The following is a 17,006-nucleotide window of genomic DNA, read 5'->3' on the forward strand; positions in this document are numbered from 1 at the left end:
GGTTTTTTCGTTAGTCATCAAGTTGCTGGTTAAGCCAGAGTGCCCATAATTTTTGTGCCGTATCAGCATACTGGCTAAGGCCGCCGGCAAATTCCGGGCTAAACCACTGGGTAAAGACGTTGTATAAAACGTCTTGCACATCTTGTACTGATTGGCATTGCGGCAGAATACGTAAAATACTCCCCACTTCAGACGCATAGTCTTCGGGGTTTGCCACCAAATTGATCATCATTGGGTTGCAATCAAATAAGAGCTGGCACACCTGCTTAAACCAGAGTGGATTTTCTGCAAGAAAATACTCACCAATGGCTCGCTCATTTTGTGCCCATTCATACCAGTCAGGTTGTGACATGGGCACCTTGTCGCGGCATGGGGGTAAGAAAAACGGAGCATAAAGCCATCGTTTTTCTGCCCGGTTTTAGCTAGACAGTTCGTCGGCCAGTTCTTGCGCCGCTTTAAAGTCTATGGTGCCTTCATAAATGGCACGGCCTGTAATCACGCCTTCGATTCCTTCTGCTTCAACTTCAGCTAGCTTTCTAACATCATCCAGATTGGTCAGGCCACCTGAGGCAATCACGGGGATAGTTAGTGCTTGGGCCAGTTTCACGGTGGCTTCGATATTCACGCCAGAGAGCATGCCATCGCGGCCGATATCGGTGTAGATCACACTTTCTACACCGTAGCCTTCAAAACGCTTGGCCAGATCAATCACATTCAGATCCGTAATCTTGGCCCAGCCATCGGTGGCGACAAAGCCATCTTTGGCATCCAGCCCTACAATAATCTGGCCGGGGAAAGCATCGCAGGCTTCGTGTAAAAAGCCGGGTTGCTTGATGGCTGCGGTGCCGATAATGACGTAATCGATGCCTGCATCCAGATACATTTCTATGGTCTCTAAGCTGCGAATGCCGCCACCTAACTGGACGGGCACTTCGCCATTGATTGCTTTGAGAATGCTTTTAACCGCAGATAGATTCTTGGGTTTGCCAGCAAAGGCACCGTTTAGATCAACAAGGTGCATGCGGCGGGCGCCCTGGCCTAACCAGTGGCTTACAAAGCTGGCCGGATCGTCAGAAAATACAGTGGCATCGTCCATTTCGCCTTGGCGTAGGCGTACGCATTGGCCGTCTTTAAGGTCGATTGCAGGAATGATAAGCATGATGGCGTCAGGTTTATAATTTAGTGTGGAGAAAAAGTTTTGCCATGATTAAATCAAGACATTACAAGTCAGTATAAAAGAAAAATACGATGGATGGCTGCTCTAAATGGGCCCAATTGCAGGGTATTGTTGAGAAAACCCCTGCTATTAGCTCCTTGCTTTTAATGCTGCAAAGCGCGGCATTCAGATATTTTGCATTCATCTCCCTTTTAGATACATCCGTCCCAGTTTACAAAATTCTTTAATAAGCTTAGACCAGCATGATGACTTTTTTCAGGATGGCATTGAATAGCAAAGATATTATCCCTTGCTACTGCTGCTGCAAAGCGATATGGGTAGCTGCTTTCTAAAACGGCAATATTTTCTGTGGGCTGAAAGTGATAGCTGTGCACAAAATAAAAGCGTTCGGCATCGTTAATGCCAGCCCAAAGCGGATGATCATGCACTTTAAACATTTCATTCCAACCCATGTGCGGCACTTTTAGTTTTTGGCCTTGGGCATCAAACATTTTATCTTTTGGAAAGCGCACTACCTTGCCTTTAAAAACGCCAAGGCCAGCGGTATTGCCTTCTTCGCTATGTTCGAATAAAAGCTGCGCGCCCACACAAATGCCAAGAAAAGGTTTGTTGTGGGTGGCATCAAGTACGGCTTGTTTTAAGCCGCGCTCAGTCAACTCTTTCATGCAATCGGGCATGGCACCTTGGCCAGGGAAAACCACTTTATCGGCAGCGGCCACGACGCTAGGGTCTGCGGTCAGCACAATTTCAGCGCTGTTGCCTGCAACGTGTTCTAAAGCTTTGGTAACCGAGCGTAAATTACCCATTCCATAATCGACGACTGCAATTTTCATGGTGATTTTCAGCGTTTGATCAGGGCCTCATTGCCGCAGATCGGGTGATTGATATCAGCTTGATACTGACACAGTTGCAAGGCTGTGCCACGTTTTTTCTGCTCCGCGATCAGGCAAGCGACAGCATGTACGGTGCCGGCCAGATCTTGTGAGATGAAATCATGGCCGCTAAGCTCAGCAATTGCTACATCTTGCCGCAATAAAAGATGCTTTAAGCTGGCGCTCTGCTCTGCCTGGCAATCTACCGCAGCACTTGTTTGCCGCTTATCGTATTCACCATGCGGGCTGTTTTGCAGATTTAAATAGCGCCACTGATAGCGGTAGTAAATATGATTACGCCGCTCTATTACTGAGTCAGTATCTATCCAGCCGCTGGAATCGCGATCCTGTGCCCATTGTAGCCAGTTGGCTGCTGCGTGGCTTGGGCAGGACAAAATGAGCGCAAGAGTGGTGATAAGTAGCCGCATTAGCCGACTAAAGTGCCTTTGGTAGAAGGTGTGATGCCCGCCATGCGCTCATCTAGCTCTACGGCCATACGCAGTGCGCGGCCTAAGGCTTTAAATACGGTTTCGGCCTGATGGTGGGCATTCTGGCCTTTCAGGTTATCAATATGCAGGCTGATGGCCGCGTGATTGATAAAGCCTCTGAAGAATTCGCCAAACAGATCAACATCAAAGCCGCCAATCATGGCACGGGTGTATTCAACGTTGTATTCCAGACAGGGACGGCCTGATAAGTCGACCACTACGCGGCTCAGTGCTTCATCAAGTGGCACATAGCTATGGCCGTAACGACGAATGCCTTTTTTATCACCCACGGCTTGGGCAAAGGCTTGGCCCAAGGTAATGCCAACGTCTTCTACGGTGTGATGGGCGTCGATATGTAAATCGCCGATCGCTTTGATTTCGATGTCGAATAAACCGTGGCGAGCCACCTGATCGAGCATATGTTCAAAAAAGGGCACGCCGGTATCAAATTTTGATACCCCTGTTCCATCAAGATTGAGCGTGACGGTAATCTGGGTTTCCAGCGTATTACGACTAACAGTAATCTGACGCATTTCGATACTCTCGATCAAGGGACAGTAGATTTAAACAATGGCCGTCTGCAAATAGATTCAGACACTTGCGATCGATCAAGGTTCAGCCCGAATGACAGGCTTCTTCCCGAAGGCCGCATGCTTGGCTAATTGTCTACGAGAACCGCTTTGTCGTGAAGTCTTTACTGCTTACGTATTACAGAGACTTGTTATGTTTTACCTTTGTTTTTCAGTGGTTGGCGTTGACGCAGTGCCGCTGCGATGCCATTTTTTGCCCAGAAAATCATTGTTGCTGCTTCTTCTAAAGCGTCTTCGGGCAGCGGGTAATACGCCATGCTTAGTTCTAAGCCGTTTTTTTGCTGTAGCTAAATGGCTTGAGGCCCAGGGTCTGTTGACGTTTCATTCACAATTGCGCTGAGCCGGAAAACGGCCAAGCACAAGGCATGCGACGAAGGCAATAACTAGTTATTTCCGAGGAGCATAACGCAGTGAATGGCCGTTTTCCGACTCAGCCCTTCGGGTTGGCTGCATTTTTGGGGCTGCACGGCGTTAAAAGACGCTCATGGTACTCGTACCACCTTGCGTCTTTTGCCTTGTTCAGCCCCAAAACTGCAGCCAACGCAGCCGTGAATGAAACGTCAACAGACCCTAGCTTGCAAAAATCAGGCTTCGATTCTGCATCTGTTTTGATATACAAAATATCGTCTGCAACGATGGCAAAGAAAATTTCATCGCAATACAAGCCGTAGCCACCAAACATGGCCTTGGCACGCAACGTGCCCATTGGGGCGAGTAGTTCTAGCAAATATGCTACATATTCACTTCGTTTAGCCATTTTCTCCTCCTTTTTGCGAGTAATTTAAACTATTTATGTAGTTTATGGCACGGCACTACATTAAGGCTGCATCAGCGTTCTGTGCTGCTATCTATGCCAAAAATACAACGAATATGCCTATGTCTTGACTTGTACCTATGAAATGCCTACATTTTGCTTTTGATTACCTAAGCAAAGCGCTTTATAAGTGCTGTTTTCAGTGGTTAAAATACATTTCTCGCGAGAAATCTGTTAAGTGTTTTGAAGTTCAATTTTTAAAAAAAGCATCAATTAGCTAGTCGAGTCAAAACAAGGTCGTATTCCAAAAATGGTGGGATATAAAACCCACTTAATAAAATCGGAGAGAGAATCATGTCAAAGCGTTTTAAATTAGTTCGTCCGTTGATGCTGGCCGCTTTATTGTCTTCAACATTTGCTCAGGCCGCAGATACGACTAAGGTTGAATTCTGGACATTTAACCTGACCAAATTTGCCCCATATTGGAACGATACCGTTCAGCGCTTTAATAAAGCCAACCCTGAGCTGGAAGCCGTTTGGGTTGATATGAACTGGGATCAGATTCAACCTAAGCTGATTTCTGCAATTGCTGCAGGTAATCCACCGGCGCTGGTGAATTTTAATACGCCATGGACGCATGAATTTGCTCATAAAGATTTGATTGTTCCGCTGGATGTTTTAATTGGTAAAAACAAAACAGAATATCAGCCAGGCGCTTTGGCGGATCTAACGGTTAATGGCAAAATTTATGGTTTCCCTTTTTATAACGCAGTATCGGTTATTGCATATAACAAAGAGATCCTAAATAAGAGCGGCATTAAAAATGATCCGAAGAATTTTGATCAGTTTATTAGCGCTGCTCGTGAAATTACCAAAAAAACCGGCGTTGCAGCGTTCTCGCCTAAATTGGCAACCAAGAGTGGCGATGGCGGCATGATTCCTTGGTTCCAATATATGGGCCTGCCTATTTTTGAAAAGGGTAAAGCGGCATTTAATAGCCCTAAGCATGTAAAGGCAGTTCAATTGTTTGCTGATCTTTACAAGCAAGGTGTCTTGCCAAAAGACAGCTTCCGTCTTGAATACGAACAAGAAATTGCGGGCTATGGCGCGGGTAAAATCGCCATGATGACCACTGGCCCAACCGCATTGGGTAAATTGGTAACAGATAATAAGCCTGCTTACGATAAAACTGCGGTGATGGCTTTCCCTACGGGCGATGGCAAAATGGCGTTGGGTGCATGGCTGATGTCTTTTGTAGCGCCTAAAGGCTACAAATCACCAGAAGCAGCGGCAAAACTGGGCTTGTTCCTAACTAATAGCGAGCAACAATTGGGCTTCTCGCAAGCAACGGGCACAACCTTCCCATCGGCTCGTAAAGCGGCAGAAAATGCATTCTTTATGTCGGGAGCAAATGGTGGCGATCCAGTGGGTGTAGCACGCGCAACTGCGGCTAAATCAATGGGCGCGGCACGTACGCTGACATTGCCTGCAGCGCTGATGCCAGATGATACTTCGATGCGTAAAGAATTTAATGATGAAGTGCAGGCAGCAGTAGAAGGCCGTAAATCGGCTAAAGAAGCTTTGGATACTGCGGCTAAAAAATGGAATGCGCGTATTGCTGCTAAGTAATAAACCTCTGTTTTCCTCTGCCGGTTAATCGGCATTTTATTCCTCTGCCTAGGCAGAGGAATTTTTTTGTATTGTGGCTGAGCAGAGCGGCCGTGGGCACATCGATTAAGCGGCGCAAACAGAGTTTGCTGAGCCATTTTATACATCTTATTTTACTTAAATCGGCAATAAATGTAGTGCTTAAATCAAGATCAACAAAATCTGCTTGTTTTTTATGTCAAGTGATTGACTGCACCTATAAAACACCTATACTACACCTATAAACACCCATGCACTGAGGTTGGAAAATGCGCTCTAGTTTGAAAGTTCTGCTGCTTACCCTGTGCTGTAGCTCTGCCTTTGCAGCTGCTGATCGTACCGTGGGGCCAAATGGCGAAATACCGACCTCTTATACCCAAGTGAAGCTGGCGGCACCAGATGTTGCTCAGCTTAAGGGGAAAAATTATAAAGCGGCTATTTTGATGCACACCACCTCAGATTTTTCGACCGCCTTGATTGCGGGTGCGAAAAAGGTGTTTGATGAATTAGGCATTAAAGTCGTGGCCGTGACTGATGCCGAAATGGACCCAAAAAAACAGCGCACCGATCTAGAAACCGTATTGGCGCTAAAGCCCAATATTATTATTTCGCTGGTGATTGATCCCGTGTCCGGTGCTGTGGCGTTCAAACAAGCGACTCAGCAGGGCGTGAAGCTGGTGTTTATCAGCAATGCGCCTCAGGGATATAAAGCGGGCAAAGATTACGCAGGCATTGTGACCGATGATTTATTTGGTATGGGCAAAGCGGCAGCGGAGTTGATGGCAGACAGCATTGGCAGCAAGGGCGATGTGGCAGTGATGCACCACGCGGCTAATTACTATGTGACCAATCAGCGCGATAACGCGGTAAAAGCAGTGCTGGCGCGTTATCCAAATATCAAAGTGGTGGCCGATAAAGGCATCGCTAATCCCAATGATGGTGAAGTGATTGCTTCGGCGATTCTGACGCAAAACCCATCAGTGAAAGCCATTTACGCCCCTTGGGATGCGATTGCTGAAGGTGTGACTGCGGCCGTTCGTGCTGCGGGTCGTAAAGACGTAAAAGTGATCACTATGGATTTGGGCGCGGCCAATGCGCTGGATATGGTGAAGGGCGGTAATGTGGCGGGGATTGTGAGCGATCTACCTTACGATATGGGTAAAACCTTGGCCACGATGGGCGCGATGTCCCTGCTCAATAAACCAACGCCTGCTTTTGTGACTGTGGACGCGATCAAGGTGACCTCGGCTAATTTGTCTACTCAGTGGCAAAAAGCTTTGTTTCGCCAGCCGCCAGATGCTGTTGTGAAGGCATTGGCAGCAAAAAAATAATGGCTGTTGATAAAAACCTTAAGTCTGTAGACACAGAGAACACTGAGTTTAAAAACAGCACACAGAGAAATCATAAGAACGAGATGATGATTCTGAGATGCACTGTTTTCTCAGGGTAGTTTCGCAGGGTGTGTAATCACGCAGTCGCTCGTCACCAAGAGTGATGCGCAACGATTTGCACACCTTATGCAAATCCAACCATGTTTTTAACCTTAAGTTGACAGGATTGGGTTTTACCCGCCAAGCAACAGGGATTCCACCTCAATGAATGAAGCTGCAATTCAAGCACGAGGACTCACTAAATCGTTTGATGGCAATGCCGTATTAAAGGGCGTTGATTTCACCCTTAGGCAGGGTGAGGTGCATGCGATTGTGGGCCAGAATGGAGCGGGTAAATCCACGCTGATGAAGCTTTTGAATGGCTATTATCAGCGCGATGCGGGTGAGCTGGAATTATTTGGCAAGCCCGTCGATTTTCAGTCGCCACGCGATGCGCGCGATGCTGGCATTGTGATGGTTTATCAGGATCTAAGCCTCGTTGCGACGATGAGCGTGGCTGAAAATATTTTTATGGGCAATTGGCTGGGCCGGGGCGGCATGGTCGATCACCATGCCATGGAGCTGGCCACGCTGGCGGTGCTGGAGAAAATGGGCATCGTGCTTGATCCTTGGCAAAGCGTGGGCGAGCTGACGATGGGCCAGCAGCAGTTTATCGAGATTGCCAAAGCTATTTCGCAAAATGCCAAGGTTTTGATTCTGGACGAGCCTACCGCGTCTTTATCCGATAAGGAAATCGAAAAGCTGTTTGCTGTGGTGAACACGCTGAAATCGCAAGGCGTTTCGATTATCTATATCACTCATTATTTGCGCGATATTTTTAAGATTTGCGATTCAGTCAGCGTGCTGCGCGATGGTTTTCTGGTGCGCAGCAGCCCTGTGATCAGCACTAATATTGAAGAGCTCGTCGCCGATATGCTGGGCCACCATCGTAATGCCAATGAAAACTGGCAGCGCGCGGTGGATACGGAGCAAACGCCGCTGCTAGAGCTACGCAATGTGGTGACGTCGGTCTTGGAAGATGTGTCTTTCAAAGTATATCCGGGGCAGGTGGTTGGCTTGGCGGGCTTGCTTGGCAGTGGCCGTACCGAGATTCTGGAAGCCATTTTTGGTCTGGAGAGTATTAAATCCGGGCAGATTTTGCTCTCTGGTCAGCGCGTTAAAATTAAAACCCCGAAAGACGCGATTAAGCTGGGCATCAATCTTGTGCCAGAAGATAGGCGCAGCCAAGGTTTGGTTTTAGATTTTAGTGTTGCTGACAATATGCTAATGTCTTTGTTTGATAAATTGTCGTCTCCCTTACTGCTTGATGAGGGACGCGGCAGGGAATTAGTCGAAAGCCTGATTAAACGCCTGCATATTAAAACCAGTGGTCCAGATCAGGTGGTGAGATTTTTATCGGGTGGCAATCAGCAAAAAGTGGTCATTGGCAAATGCATGAGCACCAACGCCCGCGTCATGCTGCTGGACGATCCTACCTTTGGTATTGATCTGAGCTCCAAATACGAAATTATGCGCATCGTGAATGAATACGCGGCGCAGGGAAATGCTGTGATCTTTGTTTCTAGCGAATACAGCGAAATCGCCAGTTTTTGCGATAGCACGTATATCGTGAATAAAGGACGGATTTCCGGGCAGATTAAAGAAGGCCAAACAGAAGAGCGTTTGCTAGCTGCGGTGCAGTAGGGATCAGGGCGTAGGTTGGGTTAGCCGATTTATTCGCGGGTTTTAGCGAATAAACCGGCGTAACCCAATCTGCTCAAGCGACAAGATCAAAGAGTAGGGCGCACTCGCAGCTCGGCGTGCGACGGTTTTTAGTCGCTCGCTGAAGCGCAGTGCGCCATGCCATGCAAAAAGAAAATCTAATTCCTAAATCTAAAAGGGATGGTATGGATATCACGGCAAATAAAGCGGAAACAGGGCTTGTTCCCGCCCGCCAGATCGATTGGAAAAGTTCGGTTATTTATCTGGTTTTTATCGGCATTTTCTTGTTTTTTTCGATCACCCTGCACGACAAGGGCTTTTTAGACGCGGGTAATCTGATGAATATCGCCCGCCAAACCGCCATGATTTCCATCATGGCGGTGGGGATGACGTTTGTTTTATCTGCCGCAGAAATTGATTTGTCTTTTGGCGCAATTGTGGCGTTATCCGCCGTTACCGCCGCCATGCTTATGCCTTATGGCATGGGCTGGGCCGTGCTGGGGGCCTTACTTGCAGGCTCTTTGTGTGGGCTGATTAATGGCTTGTTTGTGGCGAAAGTGGGCATCCCCTCTTTTCTGGTGACCCTCGGTATGGCGGGGATTATCACTGGGGTTACGCGCTGGATTACCGCCTTGCAATCGATTCCGGTAGAGAACGAAACTTTTGTGTTTGTGTTTGGTTCTGGCGATATCGGCCCTGTTTCGGTGTTATTTATCTGGATGATCGTGATTGCTGCATTGGGGCATGTATTGCTGCGCCGCACTGCTTTTGGCAAGGAAGTGCTGGCCAGTGGTGGCAATAAAATCGCTGCAATGTATTCAGGAATTAATGTCAATCGAATCAAGCTCTATGTGCTGGTGCTTAATGCATTCCTTGCTGCATTGGCAGGCATTCTCTACTCAGGCCGCTTGCAAAGTGCGCGCTACACCCTAGGCGAAAATGATCTGATGATGGTGGTGGCCGCGGTGATTATTGGTGGTACCAGCCTATTTGGCGGCAAGGGTACGGTGATGGGCTCCATTATCGGCGCGCTGATTATGGGTATGGTGAATAACGGGCTGGTGCTGATGGGGCTAAATGTCGATCAGCAAATGATTTTCCGCGGCTTGATTATTATCTTTGCCGTTACGCTGACCATGGGCAATTTGCGCAAGAAAAAGCGCTGATCAAATCTTTAAAAGGTCTGTAGACACAGAGATAAGGAAGAACTCAGAGCACGCAGAGAAAATCGAGAGCTAATGCTTGCGTGTGTTTTTCTCTGTGTTCTTTGTGCGCTCGGTGTTCTCTGTGTCTACAGATCTTTCTTCCTGAATTACCTATTTCCTTATTCCCCTCAGACCGTGTTTTACACGGCCTATGGCCCTTTATTGCTTAAATTTGGAGTTTTAGTATGTTTGAATCGTTTCGCAGCCAGGCAGCACAAAAAATAAGTGGCTGGTCTTTAGAAGAAAAAGTGGGGCAATTGTTTATTCTGGCTTTCCCCGGCAAAGACGCCGAAGCAGCTCGGCCTTTGATTGAGCGCTACAACTTGGGTGGCTGTTACTTAAGCCAGGATAATGCGGCTACTTTTGCTGAGGCACGTCAGCTGACTCAAGCGATGGCCGCGATTGTGAATCAGCGAGTGGATAGCGTACCGATGCTCTTGGGTGTGGATCAGGAAGGCGCGTGGAGCGTGCTGACCCCGGAATCAACCACAGGGCCGGGCAATCTGGCCTTGGGCAGCGCCGATAATCCTGCGCTTAGCGCGCAAATGTATAGCGTGTTTGGCATTGAAATGCGCTCGGCTGGTTTTAACTGTGTGCTTGGCCCATGTGCTGACGTTAATTTGCAACCTAACTCACCTATTATCGATACACGTGCTTTTGGTGAAGTGCCTGCCCAGGTGGCGGTGCAAGTAGGGGCGGCGGTGCATGGTGCGCATGATGGTGGAATTGTCGTTTGCGCCAAGCATTTTCCCGGCCACGGCGACACTACGGGCGACACGCACCGTGAAATCCCCGTGGTGGATAAGTCTCTGGCAACGCTGATGGTGGAAGACCTTGCACCGTTTAAAGCCGCGATTGATGCACGGGTTGAGTTGATGATGACTTCACATATCTGCTATCCGCAGATCGATCCTGTCTATCCGGCCACCTTATCTAAGGCCATTTTGCAAGGTGTATTGCGCGAGAAGCTCGGTTTTAAAGGCATTGTGATTTCCGATAGCATGAATATGGGCGCGATTCGCCGTAATTTTCCGCCGGTAGAAGCCGCCATTATTGCGTTTAAAGCCGGTATCGACATGATGATGCTCTCTGAAGAGCATTACGATCACAACGATAATTACCTTGAAAACCAGCTCGCCATGATCGGAGCCATTGTCAGTGCGGTAGAAGACGGGCGTATGCCAGAAGCTGAGCTGAATCAGATTGTAGAGCGCGTCGTGGCTTTCAAGCTGGCGCGTTTGGTGGGTATGCCTTTATTTAGCGAGTTTAATCCAGAGGTAAACCGCAAGGTGGAGCAAGCCGCAGCCAAAGCAGCCGTCAAAATTTTGGCCGATCCAGCTCGCAATCTACCTATCCAATTGCAGAAGCAAGTTTTTGTATTGCAAACCACGCCGCTGGCCGATTACGACAATTTGGTGAATCCACGCGGCATTGGCCCAAATCAAGCAACACCCGCTTTTGATTATTTTGCCGCAGAAATAAGCGCGGGCATGGCCAGCAATAGCTTGAGTATTCTGGATTACACCGAGGCCAAAGCATGGCTTGCCGGGGTGAAAGTAACATCTCAGCAGCTGGTTCTGGCCGTGATCGAAAATTACCCACTGCCCGGCGAAGATTTCAAACAAGCGGCCTCTAAAGCACTGGTTGCTGAATTAGCAGCCAAATTCGGTAAGCAATTAGTGGTGATTGGTTTACGTAATGCTTATGAGCCAGTGCCGGAATTAGCTGGCCATGTATGTGCATATGGCAGCCGTGAATGCAGCGCACGCGCTGCGGCGCAGGTTTGCCTGAGTATCTGATTGGGATGCTTTTGTAGCTTGGCTTAGTTGGTTTATTCGCCCATTTAAATGGCGGATAAACCAGCGTAATACAATATTTGGCGTAAAAGAATGTTGGGTTAAGCGATATATCGCTGAACGAGGTAAACCTCGCACGCAGACTGCTACCCAAGTTACGAATTATCCTTAAATTGACAGAATTGGAGTTTTACCCACCCTACAATATTTAGAATTATTTTTTTTATTAAAAGGAGGTGCAGTAATTAAATAGGCTGGGTTTGAGTTTGTGTATTAAATTTTTCAAAAAATATAAAGAACTTGCTTTTTAAACAGCATTTATCCTAAACAGAGAGACGCATGAAAAATTCAATGAAACACCGCTTAACCATCTTAGCTAGTTTATTAGTTTCTGTACCAATGGTTGCAATTGCCGCACCTGCTGCAACTAAGGGATCTTTCCAAGATTTCCTTGAAAATATGCGTGCTTTTGAGTCGGGTATTGATCCTGCTAAAGCAGAGTTTTATAAGCAAAATTTTAATTCACCTATTCTTCACTATGCCAAAGTAGTGGTCCCTGGCTTGCCAGTGCGCGATCCAGCTACTGGCAGCTTAATTATTGAGCCTACAACGGTTAATCAGTACTTTACCAAGCTGGGTCTTAATACTATTTATAATCCCAATGCAGCGGATCAAGCTGCAATGTTTAAAACCATGCAATATAGCTCGCTCAATGCTTGGGGCTTTATTGGCTATCAGCTGGGCGAAGCATTAATGATTGATACCGGTTATTACACACCGGTGAAATATGTTTCTGCAACTGAAAGCCTAGATAAATTCTATATTTTTGCGCCTGATTCAGTTTGGGCAAATGGCGTGACAGAAGCCACGATTGAAATTCCTGGCTCTGGCGGTAATAAAGTTCGCGGTACGCACAATAATCGCTGGGAAGGAACGTTCTCTGGCAGAAATGGCGTAAATAGCTTTGCGGATTTAAAAAACCCTGCAAAACAAGAGTATGTGATTCGTGATGCCATGCGTTTTAATTATGGCGTAATGTCAGAAAAATTAGCGGCTGCAAATATCACTTGGGCACAGGCTTTAGCTAAAACTTGGCCGGGTAAGGATGAGCAGGGCAATGCGATCACGATTAAAGCCACCATGTCTGGCTTATTGGCGGCAGCTCATTTGGGTGGTGCTTGGGGCGCAGCGGATTTATTAATCACAAATAAAGTGGCTTGCGATGAGCAAGGCACTTGCGTCACAACGTATATCCATAAATTTGGTAATTACGATACGCAAATTGATACTCCGAGCGACGACACCATCAGTGGTGGCCCGCTGGATGAAGTGTTATCGGCAGGCTTGGGGAATGACATTGTTTATACCGGCGGCGGTAAAAACACTATTTATCTTAGCCAGTTCCCAGGTGGCACGACCACAGTAAAAGACTTTGTTGTGGGTAATGATAAGCTGGTATTACGTAGCTGGACTGGCTCTAACCCGCTGGCCAATTTAGCCGTTACAGATAGCGCAGGCGGTGCATTGCTGCAGTTTGCGGGCCAGTCTGTTTTACTTGAGAAAGTTTCTGCTGCTACCGTTAGGGCAAATCCTGCCGCAGTGATCGCTGTTTCTGCTGTGTATAAACTGGCATGGTCGGGCAAGCAAACCGCGGCTGGTTTTAACCCGGCGCTGGATCAGATTCAAGGGACTGCAGGCTTAGGCTTTAAGCACCTGAAAATATTCCAAGACAACGGTAGCTTGTTTATAGGTACACAAGCTGCGGATGGTGGTATTTACTCTTGGATCGAATTACCGGGCGTAACACGTGCGCAAGTGACTAGCGATATGTTTAGCAATATGACCGGCAGCTATTCTTCGCTTGAATACACCGTGCTGCTAAACCCGACTTCATGGGGCTGGGGCAAGGTAAAGAGCGTTGATTACTTTAAAGCCGCAAATACCACCGTTAATCTAGCCGCATTTGCTTACAACTTTGGTGCCTTAGCTTTGAAGCAAGAGGGTGCTGATGTTGTACTGACTTTAAACCCAGCTTCTAATGGTGGGGATACTAAAGCGCTGCGTTTACTCAATACTAAAATCTCTGATTTGTCGGCCAAGAATTTCTACGGCGTAACCGGCAATTACAGCGATATTAAGATTGATGATCCATCGACTGCGGTTTACTTCCCTGTAACGGCTTCGGCTGGCGCAGGCGGTGTGATTGCGCCTTCTGGCGTGGTGCAAGTGCGTGATAAAACCAATCAAGTTTTCACCATTACACCTAACGCCAATTTCAAAATTAAGAGCATTACTGTAGATGGCGTAGCACAAGCCATTAGCAGCGCGTTTACCTTGGTGAATGTGACTGGTCCACGCAGTGTTGCTGTCAGTTTTGAAGCGGGCAGCTCAAGCACTTGCGCAGCAGCTGCTTGGTCTGCAACACAGGTTTACGCTGCTGGCGGTACTAAGGTTTCACATAAAGGCTTTGAGTACACCAATAAATGGTGGACACAGGGTAATGAGCCAGGCACAAACGATGTATGGACTAAAGGCGCTGCTTGCCAATAAGCCATCGGTGCTAATGAAGTAAGTGAAAGATAAAAGCCCTGCCATCGATTGATGGCAGGGCTTTTTTTGCGAAAATATAATGAGATGACTGATACTGGAAATTGATTAAGTGGATAAACTAATTAAATAATTACGCAGATTAATGCCTTTATTGGTAATGCCCAATTTACTTCTTAAGCTATTTCTATGATTTTCAACGGTTTTGGAAGCCACGCTTAAGCTTTGTGCGATTTCTTTGGTCGACATGCCTACTTTAATAAATTTGGCGACTTGTACTTCGGAGGGCGTGAGTAGGGCGTATAGGCTGGTATCAATATCGCCATTATCATTGATTGCGGAAGCCACAATGCCTTCGATTAAATCGAGGCACATCATTAAAATCGGATCAGAAATCGTGGCCTTTACCTGCCTGATTTGTGGCAGATGCTGGCTGCGAATACGCTCTAATACTTCATCAATTTCGCCGCTATCTTGCCATTCCCTGAATTCGGTTAGGGTTTCGGTAAGGCTATAAAACTTAGCAAAATCCGGGCTTGGGTAATGACTGTCGTTTTCTTCTTCTAAAGAGCCTACTTCGATATGCCAAAGCGTGGGATTTACACGAAATAAATGTAGCTTTAAATCACGGTTAAAAAACTTCCAGCCGTCTGCACCACTTACCGAGGTTTTAATCAGCGCTTTAATTGCCGCAAGATTATCCTGTCCGATCAAAAAGCTGAAATGATCGAGCTGGGTGGCGGTTTCGTGCGAAGGATAATTATGATCCAGAATCTCACCCGAGCTAAAAAAGCTAATCACAAAGATATTGCGATAGGCGAGCACATATTGAAATGAGCTGATTTTCATTTCAAGTTGTTCAATCAATTGCTTAGTCTGGTCAGTGGTCATTCTTTAGCTTGAAAGTGATTAAGGCGCGGGGTATTTGCGAGATTCATTTTAGCTTAGCTGTTGTGGGATGGGGGGATTGAATGTTGCGTTGCGGGGGGGAGTTTTTGTGTGATGGGCTTATCTAATTAGCGCTAAGTGATGCAAAAGCCTATTTTTAGTGCCTTCGGCACGTGGATTTTGGTGCGGGAATCCCCCGCGGGGGACTCACTTTCTTGAACGGCCAAGAAAGTAAGCAAAGAAGGCCGCCCCGACCAGCACGAAAGCCCCTCACTGCGGATAATCGGCTCGGCGAAAAAGGCTGCTCGCTCGCTGCCTCGCTACCCCTTTTCCGAAACCCCGATCCGCTTATTCCTCGCTTCGGCGTGCTTCAAGGGGTGACTTAAGCCCCCTGCTACTAGCTGCGATGGGAGTCCAGATTAACTGATTTTTGAGTACTTAAACCCAACAAAAATGACTTAATTCAAGGGCTGTTTTTCTCCGTGAAACTCCGTGTTCTCAGTGTCCTCCGTGTTTCAAGATTTGGGTTTTCAGCCTCAAGCTACGGCGGGTTTTTCGCCGTAGCTTGCTTAGCAATCAATCTTTCAAGCGATATTCCGCCGATCGTGCATGGGCGGTGAGTCCTTCGCCGTGGGCGAGGGTGCTGGCGATGCGGCCTAGTTTTTGGCTGCCGGCTTCTGAAACTTGGATGATGCTGCTGCGTTTTTGGAAGTCGTAAACGCCGAGCGGGCTGGCGAAGCGGGCGGTGCGGGCGGTGGGGAGGACGTGGTTTGGTCCGGCGCAATAATCGCCTAAAGACTCGCTGGTGAACTTGCCCATAAAAATCGCACCCGCGTGACGTAGCTCAGCTAGGTAGACTTCTGGGGTAGCGATGGATAATTCCAGATGTTCCGGCGCAATATAATTGGCAATTTCGCAGGCTTCGTGCAGATCTTTCACCTTGATTAAAGCGCCTCGACAAGAGAGTGACGCGCGAATAATGTCTTGGCGTGGCATGGTGGGGAGCAGCTTTTCGATGCTGGTGGCGACTTGTTGGATGAAATCTTCATCAGGGCAAAGCAGAATCGCTTGGGCGATTTCATCGTGCTCGGCCTGGCTGAATAAATCCATCGCGATCCAATCTGGGGCGGTGGTGCCATCGCAAATCACTAAAATCTCTGATGGCCCTGCCACCATATCAATGCCAACCACACCAAACACACGGCGCTTAGCAGCGGCCACATAAGCGTTGCCGGGGCCGGTGATTTTATCCACAGCAGGCACGGTTTGGGTGCCAAAAGCTAGCGCGCCCACGGCTTGCGCGCCGCCAATACAGAATGCACGGCTTACTCCGGCGACATAGGCTGCGGCCAGCACTAGATCATTGCGCTCGCCGCGAGGTGTGGGCACCACCATAATAATTTCGGCCACTCCGGCCACATGGGCGGGAATGGCATTCATCAATACGGATGATGGATAGCTTGCCTTACCGCCCGGCACATAAATCCCTACTCTATCGAGCGCCGTTACCTGCTGGCCCAGCACAGTGCCGTCTTCATCGGTGTATTGCCAGGACGCCATTTTTTGGTGTTCGTGATATTTGCGTACCCGCTCTGCTGCGGCCACCAAGGCATCTCTCTGCACATCGGGTAGGCGCTCGAAAGCCGCTTTTAGCTCGGCTTGGGTCAGCTCCAGCTCGGCCATAGTTTGCGCGGCAACGCCGTCAAAGCGCTGGGTATATTCCACCACCGCCGCATCGCCGCGTGCTTTTACATCGTCGAGAATGGCCGCAACTCGGGTATCAACATCCGGGTCTTGCGAGGTTTCAAAAGCCAGCAGGGCAGCGAGTTGTGATTGAAAATCAGCAGAACGAGAATCAAGGCGACGCAACATGGCAGAGTCCAAAAATCTATCGTGGGACGATTATACCCAAGTAAGAAAATCATCTGCGCGGCTTATTGCCTTGATTTG

The 17,006-nt window shown here is 47.9% G+C and carries 15 protein-coding genes; 6 read left to right on the plus strand and 9 right to left on the minus strand.

Annotated elements, in window-relative coordinates:
- Nucleotides 1-10: 10 nt before the first annotated feature.
- The 7 genes from ACFQNF_RS11365 to ACFQNF_RS11395 all read right to left on the minus strand — a co-directional run bounded on the left by ACFQNF_RS11365 (nt 11) and on the right by ACFQNF_RS11395 (nt 3,884).
- Nucleotides 11-352 (minus strand): hypothetical protein, encoded by a 342-nt coding sequence (locus ACFQNF_RS11365; RefSeq protein ID WP_380188082.1) that lies wholly within the window; start codon nt 350-352, stop codon nt 11-13.
- Nucleotides 353-418: 66 nt separating this feature from the next.
- Complete coding sequence (gene hisA, locus ACFQNF_RS11370) at nt 419-1,159, minus strand: 1-(5-phosphoribosyl)-5-[(5-phosphoribosylamino)methylideneamino]imidazole-4-carboxamide isomerase (protein WP_380188083.1); 741 nt, start codon at nt 1,157-1,159, stop codon at nt 419-421.
- A gap of 209 nt (nt 1,160-1,368) precedes the next feature.
- Nucleotides 1,369-2,010, minus strand: a complete 642-nt coding sequence (gene hisH, locus ACFQNF_RS11375; RefSeq protein ID WP_380188084.1) for an imidazole glycerol phosphate synthase subunit HisH — start codon at nt 2,008-2,010, stop codon at nt 1,369-1,371.
- A gap of 8 nt (nt 2,011-2,018) precedes the next feature.
- Nucleotides 2,019-2,477: a hypothetical protein gene (locus tag ACFQNF_RS11380; protein WP_380188085.1), complete on the minus strand. Its 459-nt coding sequence runs from the start codon at nt 2,475-2,477 to the stop codon at nt 2,019-2,021.
- Nucleotides 2,477-3,070, minus strand: a complete 594-nt coding sequence (gene hisB, locus ACFQNF_RS11385; protein ID WP_380188086.1) for an imidazoleglycerol-phosphate dehydratase HisB — start codon at nt 3,068-3,070, stop codon at nt 2,477-2,479. Before hisB ends, ACFQNF_RS11380 begins: the two co-directional genes overlap by 1 nt.
- A 188-nt stretch (nt 3,071-3,258) precedes the next feature.
- Nucleotides 3,259-3,384, minus strand: coding sequence for a hypothetical protein (locus tag ACFQNF_RS11390; protein ID WP_380188087.1), 126 nt, complete (start codon nt 3,382-3,384; stop codon nt 3,259-3,261).
- Nucleotides 3,385-3,557: 173 nt separating this feature from the next.
- Nucleotides 3,558-3,884: a TfoX/Sxy family protein gene (locus tag ACFQNF_RS11395; protein WP_380188088.1), complete on the minus strand. Its 327-nt coding sequence runs from the start codon at nt 3,882-3,884 to the stop codon at nt 3,558-3,560.
- Nucleotides 3,885-4,235: 351 nt separating this feature from the next.
- Here ACFQNF_RS11395 and ACFQNF_RS11400 point away from each other — a divergent pair, with 351 nt between their 5' ends.
- The 6 genes from ACFQNF_RS11400 to ACFQNF_RS11425 all read left to right on the plus strand — a co-directional run bounded on the left by ACFQNF_RS11400 (nt 4,236) and on the right by ACFQNF_RS11425 (nt 14,171).
- Entirely contained in the window at nt 4,236-5,510 is a 1,275-nt protein-coding gene (locus ACFQNF_RS11400; protein ID WP_380188089.1) for an ABC transporter substrate-binding protein, read from the plus strand.
- Between the two features lie 287 nt (nt 5,511-5,797).
- Nucleotides 5,798-6,859, plus strand: coding sequence for a substrate-binding domain-containing protein (locus ACFQNF_RS11405; protein ID WP_380188090.1), 1,062 nt, complete (start codon nt 5,798-5,800; stop codon nt 6,857-6,859).
- Nucleotides 6,860-7,123: 264 nt separating this feature from the next.
- Nucleotides 7,124-8,602 carry a sugar ABC transporter ATP-binding protein gene (locus ACFQNF_RS11410; protein ID WP_380188091.1) on the plus strand — a complete coding sequence of 493 codons (1,479 nt, stop codon included), beginning with the start codon at nt 7,124-7,126 and terminating at the stop codon, nt 8,600-8,602.
- A gap of 203 nt (nt 8,603-8,805) precedes the next feature.
- Nucleotides 8,806-9,786 (plus strand): ABC transporter permease, encoded by a 981-nt coding sequence (locus tag ACFQNF_RS11415; protein WP_380188092.1) that lies wholly within the window; start codon nt 8,806-8,808, stop codon nt 9,784-9,786.
- Nucleotides 9,787-10,010: 224 nt separating this feature from the next.
- On the plus strand, nt 10,011-11,624 hold the full coding sequence (locus ACFQNF_RS11420) for a glycoside hydrolase family 3 protein (RefSeq protein WP_380188093.1): 1,614 nt from the start codon (nt 10,011-10,013) through the stop codon (nt 11,622-11,624).
- A 336-nt stretch (nt 11,625-11,960) separates the two neighbouring features.
- Entirely contained in the window at nt 11,961-14,171 is a 2,211-nt protein-coding gene (locus ACFQNF_RS11425; protein WP_380188094.1) for a carbohydrate-binding protein, read from the plus strand.
- Between the two features lie 105 nt (nt 14,172-14,276).
- Here the strand turns inward: ACFQNF_RS11425 and ACFQNF_RS11430 are convergent, their stop codons facing one another.
- Nucleotides 14,277-15,059, minus strand: a complete 783-nt coding sequence (locus tag ACFQNF_RS11430; protein ID WP_380188095.1) for a helix-turn-helix transcriptional regulator — start codon at nt 15,057-15,059, stop codon at nt 14,277-14,279.
- 573 nt (nt 15,060-15,632) lie between these two features.
- Nucleotides 15,633-16,928: a histidinol dehydrogenase gene (hisD, locus tag ACFQNF_RS11435; RefSeq protein WP_380188096.1), complete on the minus strand. Its 1,296-nt coding sequence runs from the start codon at nt 16,926-16,928 to the stop codon at nt 15,633-15,635.
- Between the last annotated feature and the right edge of the window lie 78 nt (nt 16,929-17,006).

This window comes from Iodobacter arcticus (assembly GCF_042664895.1).
GTDB classification, from domain to species: Bacteria; Pseudomonadota; Gammaproteobacteria; order Burkholderiales; family Chitinibacteraceae; genus Iodobacter; species Iodobacter arcticus.